The sequence below is a fragment of the Kitasatospora aureofaciens genome, assembly GCF_001188955.3.
GTDB classification, from domain to species: Bacteria; Actinomycetota; Actinomycetes; order Streptomycetales; family Streptomycetaceae; genus Kitasatospora; species Kitasatospora aureofaciens.
Genome location: NZ_JPRF03000087.1, coordinates 122,570 through 136,876, shown reverse-complemented (window position 1 = coordinate 136,876; position 14,307 = coordinate 122,570). Strand labels below are relative to the sequence as shown.

The following is a 14,307-nucleotide window of genomic DNA, read 5'->3' as shown; positions in this document are numbered from 1 at the left end:
CGCAGTCTCGCAGGTCTTTATCCGGAACCCTCAATCCGCTGCACGACCGCTGGCGGGCACCAGCCCGTCCAGGTCGATCTCGATCGGGAAAGGCACCCGGCGTTCAAGCTTGCCCCGGAAGATCCCAGCTGGGGCATAGGAAGAGGTCGCGTGCTCCAGCTCGAAGACGTGTGCCACCGGCAGGCCGTCCTCCTCCTCGACGATCCAGTAGTGCGGGATGCCGGCCTCGGCGTACTTGCGAAACTTGACCGTCCGGTCGCGGTGCACTGACTCCGGGGAGACGACCTCGACGACGAGAGCCACCTCGTCGGGAGTGAACTGGGTGCGATCGGGGTCGAAATCGGCCTGGACGACGAGCACGTCCGGCTCAGGGCGGTTCCACTTGTCGAGCTTGATCGACATCTCCCTGCCGACCCGGTGCCCCGTCGGCACCTGGCGGCGAAGCGTGTAGACGAGGTCGTTGACGACGTCGCCGTGCCACCAGCGCTGGGGAGACATCATGAAGACCAAAGCCCCATCGATCAGTTCAGTGTGCCGCGGCGCCTGCGGCAGGTGGTCGAGGTCATCGGCAAACCAGCCCTCGTCCCTGGGCGCGTACATCCAGTCCGGCAGCTCGCTCATGGCCCCCAAGATAGCGAGTTCCGCGGTGCGATGAGCTGCCGCTTAGGGTGTGTGCTATGGAACCGATCGTGGTGAGCGCCTGTCTGGCCGGGGTCCCCTGCAGGTACGACGGGCGGGCGAAGACGGCCGACGGTGCCGTGCGGCTGGTGGCGGAGGGTCGGGCGGTCGTGGTCTGTCCGGAGGGGGCCGGCGGGTTGCCCACGCCGCGGCCGGCGGCGGAGATCGTCGGCGGGGACGGGGCGGACGTGCTGGACGGGCGGGCGCGGGTGGTGGACGCGACCGGGGCCGACTGCACCGCGGAGTTCCTGTCCGGGGCCCGGGCGGCACTGGCGGCGGCGCAGGAGGCGGGGGCGCGGCGGGCGGTGCTGATGGCGCGCAGCCCGTCCTGCGGGTGCGGGCAGGTGTACGACGGGACGTTCTCCGGGGAGCTGCGGCCCGGGGACGGGGTGACGGCGGCACTGCTGCGGCGGTCGGGGATCGAGGTCACCGCCGGATAGGCCGTACCCGTGGCCGTCCCGCCGCCGAGCTGTGATGGACTCGCGATCTCACGGGCTGGTCCGTGCTGCCAGCTCTCGCGTCCAATGGTGAGGACTGCCAATGGACTTGGGGAGGGGCCCGGCAATGGGACGACAGGCGAGCGCCGGAGCGCCGGCGGCGGCGGTGGCCGCGGCGGTGCTGCTGGTCGGGGGCTGCAGCGCGGGCGGCTCGGGGGATCCGGCGAAGAACGACTCGGCCGTGGCACCGGCGAAACAGCCCGGTCAGGCCGGCGGGGCGGCCGCGCCGGCTCCGGCGAACGCCCGGGCCTCCGGCGCCCCGGCGGCGTCCGGGGTGACTCCGGTCGCCGACGCCCGGCTGATCTCGTACACCGCGCAGCTCACCCTGCGCGCCAAGGACGTTTCGCAAGTGCTGGCGAGGGCAAGGGACTTGACCACCGCCTCGGGCGGCTACGTGGGCGGCGAGTCGGTCAGCGGGAGCGGTACGGACGAGTCCGGCCAGCTGACGCTCAGGATCCCGTCGGCCGCCTACCAGCAGACCCTGGACCAGCTGGCCGCCCTGGGCGAGGTGGTGTCCCGCAAGAGCCAGGCGGACGACCTGACCCAGCAGGTCGCGGACGTGGCGAGCCGGGTGCAGACCCAGCAGGCGAGCGTGGACCGGGTGCGGGCGCTGATGGCGGAGGCCCGGACGCTGAGCGACATCACCTCGTTGGAGGGCGAGCTGAGCCGCCGCGAGGCGGACCTGGAGTCGCTGCAGAAACAGCAGAAGGAGCTGGCCGCCCGGACTTCGTACTCCACCGTGACCCTGGACGTCCGCCGAGACGCCGCGATTCCCACGCCGACCGCGACGCCGAAGGAGGAGGAGCAGGGCTTCGGCGAATCGGTCGGGTCCGCGCTCGGCGGCGGCTGGCACGTGCTGCTGACGATCGCGCGGGCACTGGCGGTGGCGCTGGCCGCACTGGCGCCGTTCCTGCTGGTGCTTGGCGTCCCGGCGGCGCTGCTCTACCGGTACTGGCGCCGGACCCGCTCCCACCCCCGCGCGACCGGCTCCCGCGATGACGCCGGGGACGCCGGGGAGGCCGGGGGCACCGAGAAGGCCGCTCCGACCGACGAGGAGTGACGAACGACAGTGGCGGGCCCCCGGCTCCCGGGGGCCCGCCACCGCGAGTCGTCAGCGCGTGGACGTCAGCGCGCGCTGGCCTCGTGCACGAAGGCGACCAGGCGGCTGAGCGCGTCCGGGTCCATGGACGGCATCACGCCGTGCCCGAGGTTGAAGATGTGGCCGCTGGTGCCGAGCGCCTGGGCGGCGTGCAGCACCTCGCGGGCCTTGGTCTCCACGACCTTAGTGGGGGCGAACAGCACCGCCGGGTCGAGGTTGCCCTGCAGGCCCTTGCCGGGGCCGACCCGCTCGGCGGCGACGTTCAGCGGCACCCGCCAGTCGACGCCGACGATGTCCGCGCCGGCCTGGCCCATCAGCCCGAGCAGCTCGCCGGTGCCGACGCCGAAGTGGATCCGCGGCACCCCGTAGGAGGCGACGGCGTCGAAGACCTTGGAGCTGGCCGGCATGACCGAGCGGCGGTAGTCGTCGGGCGCGAGCGAGCCGACCCAGGAGTCGAACAGCTGGACCGCCGAGGCGCCCGCCTCGATCTGCACCTTCAGGAAGGCGGAGGTGATGTCCGCGAGCCGGTCCACCAGGGCGGCCCACAGCTCGGGCTGCCCGTACATCATGGCCTTGGTGTTCTCGTGGTTCTTGGACGGCCCGCCCTCGACCAGGTAGCTGGCCAGCGTGTACGGCGCACCGGCGAAGCCGATCAGCGGGGTCTCGCCGAGCTCGTCCACCAGCAGGCCGACGGCCTCGGTGATGTACGGGACGTCGTCGGGCTCCAGCGGGCGCAGCCGCTGGAGGTCCTCGATGGTGCGGATCGGATCGGCGATGACCGGGCCGATGCCGGCCTTGATGTCCACGTCGATGCCGACGGCCTTGAGCGGCACCACGATGTCGCTGAAGAAGATCGCCGCGTCGACCTTGTGCCGGCGCACCGGCTGCAGGGTGATCTCCTTGACCAGCTCGGGCCGCATGCAGGACTCCAGCATGGGGATGCCCTCGCGGACCTTCAGGTACTCGGGCAGCGAGCGGCCCGCCTGGCGCATGAACCACACCGGGGTGTGCGGCACCGGCTCATGCCGACAGGCGCGCAGGAACGCCGAGTCGTGCGCGGCGCCGCGGCGCGCGGGGGTGGATCGGCCGTCGAGGGTGGCCGCCGTCGGGTCTGCCGTAGTCTCGCTCACGGGTCAAATCTTCGCATGCGCCTGAGCGCCGCCTCCCCGGGCGGTCTCGTCGGTTCCTCCAAGATGTGGCCGGGTTTGCCGTTCCGGCACGCCGCTCGGACGGAAGTTGCGGCGATAACCCGGGTTTTCGACCTAGTCTTCGGGTCATGGCAGCGGTCGGCGGGCACCCCGCACAGGGTGGCGGAACAGGTGGCGGAACGGGTCGGGAGGGCGCGCCGAGCGAGTTCCGGGCCGCCATGGAGGCCCTCGAAGGGGCGCGGCTGCGCCCGGAGGTCCAGCTCTCCCCCGCGCCGGCCCCGCGCCGGCTCGCCCCGTACTCGTTCGCAGTGACCGCCGCCGTGGAGGTGGACGGCGAGGAGCTGGCCGACGGCCGGCTGGTGCTGCTGTACGACCCGGCCGGGCAGGAGGCCTGGAACGGGGAGTTCCGGGTGGTCACCATGACCCGGGCCGAGCTGGAGCCGGAGATGGCCGGTGACCCGATGCTCTCCGAGGTCGGCTGGGCCTGGCTGCTGGACGCGCTGCAGGCGCACGGCGCCGGGTACGCGGAGCCGTCCGGCACGGTGACCCGCTGCGCCTCCCAGTACTTCGGCGGCCTGGCGGACCGCCCGTCCTCGACCGAGATCGAGATCCGGGCCTCCTGGACGCCGGCCGACGGCCGGTTCGAGCGGCACCTGGCGGCCTGGGGGGACCTGCTCTGCATCAGCGCCGGGCTGCCGCCGACCAGCCCCGCCCCGCAGGGCCCGAACGAGGTCACGTCACTCGGTGGGGTGGTCCCGATGCCCGCGCGGCGTCGCCCGCGGTCGCACTGACGAGTGGTGTCCGGGCCGGACGGCACCTCCTGCCCCGATGCCACCCCCAGGGCTGACGGAGTGTGACTTCCGTCCTGCTCTGCGTCAATAAACTGGTCAGAGTCGACCGATCCGTGACGAATCTGATCGATTTTGTGCGATTTCAGGGCATGTCTCATCAGTCATATGCGCGATTTGTCCGTATTGTTACTCACTAGATCGTGATCTTTCGCTAAAGCCGGGCACGGTAGCTGCCGAAGCAGACTGTGACCCTTTCCGAACGCGGAACACTCCGACCGCCCCCTCGGGGTTCCGTCCGCCACTCCCCGCAGGAGGCCTGGTGTCGGTCCTTCTTGAGCACCCCGCAAACGTGGTCGCCTACCGCCCGACCAAGCCCACCGCCATGGTGGTCATCGCCGATCCCCGCGTCCGAAACACCGTCACCCGTCACCTCTGGGCGCTGGGCGTCCGCGACGTGATCGAGGTGTCATCGATCGCCGAGGCCCGTCCCCGGGTCTCCACCCCGCGCGACATCTGCGTCGCCGACGTGCACCTACCGGACGGCTCCGGGCTGACCATCCTCGCCGAGACCCGCGCCGCGGGCTGGCCCAACGGCCTGGCCCTGTCGGCCGCCGACGACATCGGCGCGGTCCGCAGCGCGCTGGCCGGCGGCGTCAAGGGCTACGTGGTCACCGGCACCCGCACCAATGTCGCGATGCCCGGCCGCCCGGGCCTGCCGCTGGGCGCCGCCGGACTGGCCGGCCGGATGCGCCGCCCCGGGATGCCGGGCATGCCGGGGGCCGCCGGTGCTCCGGGCGCGCCCGGAGCACCCGGTGCGCCGGGGCCGCAGCAGGCCGCCTATCGCGAGCTGTCCGGCCGCGAGGTCGAGGTACTGCGGCTGGTCGCCGAGGGCCAGTCGAACAAGGCGATCGGCGTGGCGATGGGCCTGTCGGCGCTCACCGTGAAGAGCCACCTCGCCCGGATCGCCCGCAAGCTCGGCACCGGCGACCGCGCCGGGATGGTCGCGGTCGCGCTGCGCACCGGCATCATTCACTGAGCCCACCAGCCGTACCACTCGCCGGAGCCGCAGCGGCTCAGGAGGAACGTTCCTCCTGAGCCGCCGCGCACGCGCGCGGCCCGGAGGCGAGTGGGCGATCCCCGCCCCGAGCCGAAGGGGCGCCGGTGCCGAAAGGGAGAAGGGCCGAGCCGCCGACGAAGGAGGTGGCGCAGCGCCCGCCGACCGTCGGCACCGGGTCCGAGCGGCCCGGAGGCGAGTGGGCGATCATCAGTCCGCCCAGTCCGACAACACTCCCAGTTCCGAGGACCGTCGTACCCTTGGTGGGTGACCGACGCCGTAGCAGCCATCCCAGAAGAAGCAGCCCCGGTCCCGCTCCTCGAACCGAAGGAGGGGATCCCGCCCGTCGTGGCGGACGAGCAGGCGCTGGCCGCCACGATCGCCGCCTTCGCCGCGGGCACCGGACCGGTTGCCGTCGACGCCGAGCGCGCCTCCGGCTACCGCTACGGGCAGCGGGCGTACCTGATCCAGCTGCGCCGTGCCGGCGCCGGCTCGGCCCTGATCGACCCGATCGCCTGCCCCGACCTCGGCAGGCTGGGCGCCGCCATCGCGGACGCCGAGTGGGTGGTGCACGCCGCGACCCAGGACCTGCCCTGCCTGGCCGAGGTGGGCATGAGACCCACCCGGCTGTTCGACACCGAGCTGGCCGGGCGGATCGCGGGCTTCGCCCGGGTCGGTCTCGGGCCGATGACCGAGAACGTGCTCGGGCTGAGCCTGGCCAAGGAGCACTCGGCGGTGGACTGGTCCACCCGCCCGCTGCCCGAGCCCTGGCTGCGCTACGCGGCTCTGGACGTCGAGGTGCTGGTCGAGCTGCGTGACGCACTCGAACAGGAGCTGGACGCCCAGGGCAAGCTCGACTGGGCGCTGGAGGAGTTCGCCTCGATCGCCGCCGCCCCGCGCCCGGCCCCGCGCACCGACCCGTGGCGCCGCACCTCGCAGCTGCACAAGGTCCGCCGGCGCCGTCAGCTGGCCGTGGTGCGCGAGCTGTGGCTGACCCGTGACCGGATGGCGCAGGAGCGCGACGTCTCCCCCGGCCGGGTGCTCTCGGACGCCGCGATCGTCAACGCCGCGCTGGCCATGCCGCTGAACATCGCGGCCCTGCAGGCCGTGCAGGGCTTCGGCCCGCGCCTGCACCGGCGCCAGCTGGACCAGTGGCTGGCGGCCGTGCAGCGCGGCCGGGAGGTCCCGGAGAACCAGCTGCCGCCGGCCGCCGCACCGCACGACGGTCCGCCGCCGCCGCGGGCCTGGGCGGAGAAGGACCCGGTGGCCGCCGCCCGGTTGTCCGGCGCCCGCGCCGCGGTCAGCGAGCTGGCCGAGCGTCACCATCTGCCGGCCGAGAACCTGATCACTCCGGACCTGGTGCGTCGGGTCTCCTGGGAGCCGCCGGCCGACCCGAGCGCCGAGGGCGTGGCCGCCGCGCTGCGCCGGCTCGGCGCCCGGCAGTGGCAGGTCGACCTGGTGGCACCGGTGATGGCCGCCGCCTTCGCCACCGCCACCGCCGCCACGGCCCAGGGTTGATCCGGTCCGGCGACGCCACCGGCTCCGAAAAGGGGATGCCGTCCGTACGGACCGCATCCCCTTCGGCGTCTCCGGGGAGGCTTCCTGGTCGGACGTGCCGCCGGACGTGTCGCGGGACACATGGTCAGAACCCTCCGAGGGGCCTGGGCAGGTTGGTTACCGACCGGTAGCATGGCCGGGACGCGGCGCCGCCAGGTGTTTCCCGGCGGCAGCCTGCCCACCTCGAAATGTTGGTCCCTGGGAGGAGAGCCCCCGTGCCTCGTACCGCGAGGGACGTCGTCTTCGTCGACGGCGTCCGCACCCCGTTCGGCAAGGCCGGCCCGAAGGGCATCTACCACGAGACGCGCGCCGACGACCTCGTCGTCAAGTGCATCCGGGAGCTCGTGCGCCGTAACCCGAACCTGCCCGTCGAGCGCATCGACGAGGTCGCCGTCGCGGCCACCACGCAGATCGGCGACCAGGGTCTGACCATCGGGCGCACCGCCGCCCTGCTGTCCGGCCTGCCGAAGTCCGTCCCTGGTTACGCGATCGACCGCATGTGCGCCGGCGCCCTGACCGCCGTGACCACCACCGCCGGCGGCATCGCCTTCGGCGCGTACGACGTGGTCGTGGCCGGCGGCGTCGAGCACATGGGCCGCCACCCGATGGGCGAGGGCGTGGACCCGAACCCGCGCTTCGTCTCCGAGAAGCTGGTCGACGAGTCCGCCCTGTTCATGGGCATGACCGCGGAGAACCTGCACGACCGGTTCCCGCACCTGACCAAGGAGCGCTGCGACGCCTACGCCGTGCGCTCCCAGGAGAAGGCCGCCAAGGCGTACGCCAACGGCGACATCCAGCCCGACCTGGTGCCGATCTCGATCCGCAACACCAACCCCGAGGTCGGCGAGACCGGCTGGGGCCTGGCCACCGTGGACGAGCCGCTGCGCCCGGGCACCACGATGGAGTCGCTGGCCAACCTGAAGACCCCGTTCCGCCCGCACGGCAACATCACCGCGGGCAACTCGGCCGGTCTGAACGACGGTGCCACCGCCTCGCTGCTGGCCGCCGAGGACGTCGCCGAGGAGCTCGGCCTCCCGGTCAAGATGCGCCTGGTCTCCTACGCCTTCGCCGGCGTCGAGCCCGAGGTGATGGGCATCGGCCCGGTGCCGGCCACCGAGAAGGCGCTGGCCAAGGCCGGTCTGACCATCGACGACATCCAGGCCTTCGAGATCAACGAGGCCTTCGCCGTCCAGGTGCTGTCCTTCCTGGACCACTACGGCATCGCGGACGACGACGAGCGGGTCAACCCGTACGGCGGTGCGATCGCCTTCGGCCACCCGCTGGCCTCCTCCGGCGTGCGCCTGATGAACCAGCTGGCCCGCCGCTTCGAGCAGCGCCCGGACGTCCGCTACGGCCTGACCACGATGTGCATCGGGTTCGGCATGGGCGGCACCATCATCTGGGAGAACCCGCATTGGAGCGGAGCGGAAAAGTCGTCCGAGCTCGAGGGTGGTAAGTGACCATGAGCAACACCACTGAGCTGCTCCAGCACGGCGCCGAGCTGTTCCCGGGCGAGGTCGTCACGACCGCCCACGTCCGCCACCTGGACCTGCCGCTGCAGGCCGGCAAGCTGGCCCTGATCACCCTGGACAACGGCTTCGACCACACCAAGCCGACCACCTTCGGCCCGGGTTCGCTGCTGAAGCTGTCCGCTGCGCTGGACCAGGTCGAGGCCGAGGCCGCCGAGGGCAAGATCGTCGGCGCCGCGATCACCGGCAAGCCGTTCATCTTCGCCGTGGGCGCCGACCTCAAGGGCGTCGAGCTGCTCCAGCAGCACGCCGACGCGCTGGCCATCGGCAAGGGCGGCCACGAGGTCTTCAAGCGGATCGCCGCACTGCCCGTCCCGACCTTCGCCTTCTACAACGGCGCGGCCATGGGCGGCGGCGTCGAGGTCGGCCTGCACTGCGACTACCGCACGGTGTCCGCGGGTGTTCCGGCCTTCTCGCTGCCCGAGGTCTTCCTCGGCCTCGTCCCCGGCTGGGGCGGCTGCACCATCCTGCCGAACCTGATCGGTGCCGGTAAGGCTGTCAAGGTCATCATCGAGAACTCGATGAACCAGAACAAGCAACTCAAGGGCAAGGACGTGTTCGAGCTGGGGATCGCCGACGCGATCTTCGAGCCGGCCGACTTCCTGGAGCAGTCGCTGCTGTGGGCCGCCAAGGTCCTCAAGGGCGACCTGGCCGTCGAGCGCGAGGCGATCGACCGCGGCAAGGCCTGGGACGACGCCGTCCTCTGGGGCCGCATGGTCGCCGACAGCAAGGTGCACGGCGCCGCTCCGGCCGCCTACAAGGCGCTGGACATCATCGCCGCCGTCAAGGACGCCGACCTCGCCGACAAGGCCAGCCTGCAGGCCGGCTTCGACGCCGAGGACGCGGCCCTGGCCGACCTCATCATGAGCGGCGAGCTGCGCAGCGGCATCTACGCCTTCAACCTGGTGCAGCGCCGGGCCAAGCGCCCGGTCGGTGCCCCGGACAAGTCGCTGGCCCGCCCGGTCTCCAAGGTCGGCGTCGTCGGCGCCGGTCTGATGGCCTCGCAGCTGGCGCTGCTGTTCGCCCGCCGTCTGGAGGTGCCGGTGGTCCTCACCGACATCGACCAGGAGCGCGTCGACAAGGGCGTCGGCTACGTCCACGCCGAGATCGACAAGCTGCTCGGCAAGGGCCGGATCGGCCAGGACAAGGCCAACCGCCTCAAGGGCCTGGTTACCGGCTCGCTGGACAAGGCCGCCGCCTTCGGCGACGCGGACTTCGTCATCGAGGCCGTGTTCGAGGAGATGGGCGTCAAGCAGACCGTCTTCGCGGACCTGGAGAACGTGGTCTCGCCGACCTGTGTGCTGGCGACCAACACCTCCTCGCTGTCGGTCACCGAGATGGCCTCGAAGCTGAAGCACCCCGAGCGGGTCGTCGGCTTCCACTTCTTCAACCCGGTCGCGATCCTGCCGCTGCTGGAGATCGTCCGCGGCGAGCAGACCGACGACGCGTCGCTGGCCACCGCCTTCGCCGTGTCGAAGAAGCTGAAGAAGACCTCGGTGCTCTGCAAGGACGCCCCGGCGTTCGTGGTGAACCGGATCCTGACCCGCTTCATGGGCGAGATCCAGAACATCATCGACGAGGGCACCCCGATCGCCAGCGTCGAGAAGGCCGTCGAGCCGCTCGGCCTGCCGATGTCCCCGATCGTGCTGCTGGAGCTGGTCGGCCCGGCCATCGCCCTGCACGTCTCGGAGACCCTGCACGGCGCCTTCCCGGAGCGGTTCACCGTCTCCGAGAACCTCGGCAAGGTGGTCAAGGCCGGCAAGCGCGGCTTCTACACCTGGGTCGACGGCAAGCAGGTCCTCGACCCCGAGGTGCTGGAGCTGCTGACCTTCGGCGACTCGGTGCTCACCGAGGAGCAGGTCCTCAGCCGCGCCCTGGAGGCCGTGGCGCAGGAGATCGGCCTGATGCTGGCCGAGGGTGTCGTCGCCGAGGCGCAGGACATCGACCTCTGCATGATCACCGGTGCCGGCTGGCCCTTCCACCTGGGCGGGATCACCCCGTACCTGGACCGTGAGGGCATCTCCGAGCGGGTGAACGGCAAGAAGTTCCTCGCCCCCGGCGTGGCCTCGGTGCCCGCCCAGGCGTAGCGCTGCACGAAGGAGCCCCCGGCGACCTGGTCGCCGGGGGCTCCTTCGTACCTGGGGGGCGCTCGGGCCTCAGTGCTTGAGGCGGTAGACGACGGTGTCGCCGATGACGCCGATCATCTCGTAGTGGGTGTCCAGCAGGTTCTCGATCCGGGGGACCATCACCGGCTGGTACGGGGCGATGCCGGAGTCGTCCACGAAGACCTCGGGCAGGCCGTTGGCGAGCTCCTTGTCGAAGGTCTGCCAGGCGTTGTTGACGCTGAACTGCTCGCCCACGTTGGGGCTGCCGTCTTTGCCGCCGCTGTAGTTGGTGAGGAAGCCGGCGGTCAGGTAGCGGCTGGCGGGCTTGCGGTCGGCCAGCCAGTACAGCTCGGGGTGCATGCCCCAGACCAGCACGGTGTCCTTGGGGGTGGTCTGGGCGGCGACCGCGGTGGCGACCTCGGTGTTGCGGCTCATCTGCTCCCCCGGCCAGGCCAGCGCCAGGGTCCAGAACGCGGTGGCGGCAACCGTGGTGTACACCAGGACGGGCTTCCAGCGGATCGCCGAGGTGGCGACCGCCCCGGTGCCCAGCAGCACCAGCGGGGGCATCAGCTGGAGGTAGTAGTGGCCGAAGAAGTGGAAGCCCACGCTGACCGCGACGACCGAGGAGAGCAACCAGACCCACAGGTCGGTGGTCGAGCCGTACTCCTCGCCCGCCACCGGCAGCGGGCGGTGGCGGTACTTGAACCAGAGCCGGCGGCCGACCGGGTACAGGAAGCCGAGGCCCGCCGCGGCCAGGATGCCCAGGTTGCCGAAGGCCCGGCCGAGCATCTGCAGCCAGGCGCCGCCGAAGGAGGCGTAGTCGCCGCTGCCGGTGACCACCCAGAAGAGGAAGCCCTTGGGCTTGGTCAGGATGACCGCCACCAGGGCTATCGGCACCGCGAAGCCGAACCCGATCTTGAACAGCGCGGGCGGCCAGCGCACCCCTCGTCGGCGGGCGTCCTGGAGGAGCATCCAGAGCACCGGCAGCAGGACCGCGCCGCCGGTCTGCTTGGTCAGCGAGCAGAGCGCGACCGCGATGCCCGCGGCCAGCCAGCGGCGGCGTTCGGCGTAGCGGAAGGCGGCCACCATCGCGGGCAGCATGAAGACCTCGAAGGTCGCCGCCTGGGTGTCCTCCGGGGAGAGTCCGATGGAGACCAGCAGGTAGAGCAGTCCGGCGCCGGCCCCGGCCCGGTTTCCCCAGCGGCCGCGGGCGATCGAGGCCAGCAGGATCGCGGTGACCAGGTGGGCCACCACCGCCAGGGTGCGCAGCGGCCACAGCGAGGCGGAGCCGAAGACGGCGAAGCACGCCTGGTAGAGCCAGGGCAGCAGCGGCGGCTTGCGGTCCACGACGGTGTCGTAGAGCACCCCGCCGTCGGCGAGCATCCGGGCCTGGGTGGCCAGGAAGCCCTCGTCCGGGCTCCAGACGGGCCGGGCGAAGGACGGGATGTGGGTGGCCAGCGCGACCAGCGTGAGCAGCGGCACCAGCCTGGTCCAGTACCCCTGACGAAGGTGGGTACGGGCGCGCTCGGGCAGGCGGTCGGCCAGGCCGGCGAGGCGGCGGCGGGTGGGGGTCGGCACGGTTGACAACCTACCGGGCGGAATCGGCGCGGATGGCGCCGGTCCCGCTATTCAGTGCGATTGTCAGCTTGTTTCGTGACGAACTGTTACGGAGTTACGACAATCGGTCGTCGGCGGAACGGGCTACGGCGCCTTCCGGGCGCCGCCGGTCCGTTCCGCCGACCGCCGTCTCAGGCTTTGACCGGCGCCGCGTCCAGCTTGGCGACCAGGGCGGTCACCCGCTGGGCGATGTCGGGGGCGTTCAGGCCGATCTCGGCCAGGATCTCGTTCCGGCTGGCGTGGTCCAGGAACTCCTGCGGAATGCCGAAGTCGCGCACCGGCAGGTCCACGTCCGCGTCCCGCAGCGCCTGCGCGACGGCCGCGCCGACGCCGCCCACCCGGCCGTTGTCCTCGATCGTCACGACCACCCGGTGCTCGGCGGCCAGGCCCGGCAGGGCCGGGTCCACCGGCTTGACCCAGCGCGGGTCCACCACGGTGGCGGTGATCCCCTGGGCGGCCAGCAGGTCGGCGACCTCCAGGCTGGTCGGGGCCATCGCACCGACCGAGACGATCAGGACGTCGGCGCGGTGGGCGCCGGAGGGCTCCTCGGCGGCGCGCAGCACGTCCATGCCGCCGACCCGGCCGACCGCGGGGACGGCCGGGCCGACCGTGCCCTTGGAGTAGCGGACCACCGTCGGGGCGTCCTTGACCAGGACGGCCTCCCGCAGCTGGGCGCGGACCTGGTCGGCGTCGCGCGGGGCGGCCAGCCGCAGGCTCGGGATGACCTGGAGGATCGACATGTCCCACATGCCGTTGTGCGAGGCGCCGTCCGTGCCGGTGACCCCGGCCCGGTCGAGCACGAAGGTGACGCCCAGCTTGTGCAGGGCGACGTCCATCAGGACCTGGTCGAAGGCCCGGTTCAGGAAGGTCGCGTAGACCGCGAACACCGGGTGCAGCCCGTTGGTGGCCAGGCCGGCGGCGCTGGTGACGGCGTGCTGCTCGGCGATGCCGACGTCGAAGATGCGGTCCGGGAACTCCTTGGCGAAGGGGGCCAGGCCGACCGGGTGGAGCATCGCGGCGGTGATCGCGACGATGTCCTCGCGCTCGTGGCCGAGCGCGACCATCTCCTCGCCGAAGACGGAGGTCCAGTCCTTGCCCGAGTTCTTGACCGGCAGGCCGGTGTCCGGGTGGATCACGCCGACGGCGTGGAAGCGGTCCTCGTCGTTGTTCTCGGCGGCGTGGTAGCCGCGGCCCTTCTCGGTGAGGCAGTGCACGATCACCGGGCCGCCGAAGCCGCGCGCCTTGGTCAGCGCGGACTCCAGAGCCGTCAGGTCGTGGCCGTCGATCGGGCCGATGTACTTGAGGCCGAGGTCCTCGAACATGCCCTGCGGGGCGATGAAGTCCTTGAGGCCCTTCTTGGCGCCGTGCAGCGTCTCGAACAGCTGCTGGCCGACCACCGGGGTGCGCTGCAGGGCGTCCTTGCCCCAGGAGAGGAAGCGCTCGTAGCCCTGGGTGGTGCGCAGGGTGGCGAGGTGGTTGGCCAGGCCGCCGATGGTCGGCGAGTAGGAGCGCTCGTTGTCGTTGACGACGATGACGACCGGGAGGTCCTTGGCGTCGGCGATGTTGTTGAGCGCCTCCCAGGCCATGCCGCCGGTGAGCGCGCCGTCACCGATGACGGCGACGACCGGGTCCGCCTTGCCCTGGATCTTGTTGGCCTTGGCCAGGCCGTCGGCGTACGAGAGGACCGTGGAGGCGTGCGAGTTCTCGATCACGTCGTGCTCGGACTCGGCGCGGGAGGGGTAGCCGGACAGGCCGCCGCTCATCTTCAGCCGGGAGAAGTCCTGGCGGCCGGTGAGCAGCTTGTGGACGTAGCTCTGGTGGCCGGTGTCGAAGAGGATGCGGTCGCGCGGCGAGTCGAACACCCGGTGCAGCGCGATGGTGAGCTCCACCACGCCGAGGTTGGGTCCGAGGTGACCGCCCGTCTTGGAGACCTCGGTCACCAGGAAGGTCCGGATCTCCTGGGCCAGTGCGGCCAGCTGTCCGGGCGTGAGCCGGTCGAGATCGCGCGGTCCCCGAATGCGGGTCAGCAGGGCCACCCGTTCCTCCTCGTTCAGTGTTCGCGGACCACGGACGGTCCGACGGGCGTCGCTGCCCGGTCCGGCGGCAGGCCGGTGGTCGCGGCCGGTACCGACCGGTCGAGTCTAATGTCCGCTTGCCGGACACCGAGCGGCGCGCCCGGTGCCAGCGGCCGGTTACCGCCATTCCGGGAGGTCGGCCGGGGGCGTGGGAGTC

11 protein-coding genes are annotated in these 14,307 nt (G+C 71.8%); 7 read left to right on the top strand and 4 right to left on the bottom strand.

The genetic code is table 11. The annotated features are described in order from the left end of the window. Window positions 1-30: 30 nt before the first annotated feature. The gene (locus HS99_RS37785; RefSeq protein ID WP_030288231.1) at window positions 31-621 is read right to left on the bottom strand and encodes a Uma2 family endonuclease; all 591 of its coding nucleotides are present in this window, start codon (window positions 619-621) and stop codon (window positions 31-33) included. A gap of 56 nt (window positions 622-677) precedes the next feature. Here HS99_RS37785 and HS99_RS37780 point away from each other — a divergent pair, with 56 nt between their 5' ends. Together HS99_RS37780 and HS99_RS37775 are read left to right on the top strand one after the other, a co-directional pair. Then, window positions 678-1,118 (top strand): 2-thiouracil desulfurase family protein, encoded by a 441-nt coding sequence (locus HS99_RS37780; protein ID WP_030288228.1) that lies wholly within the window; start codon window positions 678-680, stop codon window positions 1,116-1,118. 124 nt (window positions 1,119-1,242) lie between these two features. Further along, on the top strand, window positions 1,243-2,235 hold the full coding sequence (locus HS99_RS37775; protein ID WP_052743449.1) for a DUF4349 domain-containing protein: 993 nt from the start codon (window positions 1,243-1,245) through the stop codon (window positions 2,233-2,235). A gap of 65 nt (window positions 2,236-2,300) precedes the next feature. Here the strand turns inward: HS99_RS37775 and hemE are convergent, their stop codons facing one another. Continuing rightward, window positions 2,301-3,314: a uroporphyrinogen decarboxylase gene (hemE, locus tag HS99_RS37770; protein ID WP_223886247.1), complete on the bottom strand. Its 1,014-nt coding sequence runs from the start codon at window positions 3,312-3,314 to the stop codon at window positions 2,301-2,303. 236 nt (window positions 3,315-3,550) lie between these two features. Between hemE and HS99_RS37765 the strand changes: the two genes are divergently transcribed. The 5 genes from HS99_RS37765 to HS99_RS37745 all read left to right on the top strand — a co-directional run bounded on the left by HS99_RS37765 (window position 3,551) and on the right by HS99_RS37745 (window position 10,440). Further along, complete coding sequence (locus HS99_RS37765) at window positions 3,551-4,213, top strand: DUF3000 domain-containing protein (protein ID WP_030554899.1); 663 nt, start codon at window positions 3,551-3,553, stop codon at window positions 4,211-4,213. Between the two features lie 319 nt (window positions 4,214-4,532). Continuing rightward, entirely contained in the window at window positions 4,533-5,249 is a 717-nt protein-coding gene (locus HS99_RS37760; RefSeq protein ID WP_030288221.1) for a response regulator transcription factor, read from the top strand. 285 nt (window positions 5,250-5,534) lie between these two features. Then, the gene (locus HS99_RS37755) at window positions 5,535-6,785 is read left to right on the top strand and encodes a ribonuclease D (protein ID WP_030288219.1); all 1,251 of its coding nucleotides are present in this window, start codon (window positions 5,535-5,537) and stop codon (window positions 6,783-6,785) included. Window positions 6,786-7,039: 254 nt separating this feature from the next. Then, window positions 7,040-8,284: a thiolase family protein gene (locus HS99_RS37750; protein ID WP_030288216.1), complete on the top strand. Its 1,245-nt coding sequence runs from the start codon at window positions 7,040-7,042 to the stop codon at window positions 8,282-8,284. A gap of 2 nt (window positions 8,285-8,286) precedes the next feature. Continuing rightward, a complete protein-coding gene (locus tag HS99_RS37745) occupies window positions 8,287-10,440 on the top strand; it encodes a 3-hydroxyacyl-CoA dehydrogenase NAD-binding domain-containing protein (protein ID WP_030554897.1) in 2,154 nt (717 codons plus the stop codon). Between the two features lie 69 nt (window positions 10,441-10,509). Here HS99_RS37745 and HS99_RS37740 read toward each other — a convergent pair whose 3' ends face one another. Then, window positions 10,510-12,036: an ArnT family glycosyltransferase gene (locus HS99_RS37740; protein WP_223885952.1), complete on the bottom strand. Its 1,527-nt coding sequence runs from the start codon at window positions 12,034-12,036 to the stop codon at window positions 10,510-10,512. Between the two features lie 170 nt (window positions 12,037-12,206). Then, complete coding sequence (gene dxs / locus HS99_RS37735; protein WP_030288212.1) at window positions 12,207-14,111, bottom strand: 1-deoxy-D-xylulose-5-phosphate synthase; 1,905 nt, start codon at window positions 14,109-14,111, stop codon at window positions 12,207-12,209. Window positions 14,112-14,307 lie beyond the last annotated feature (196 nt).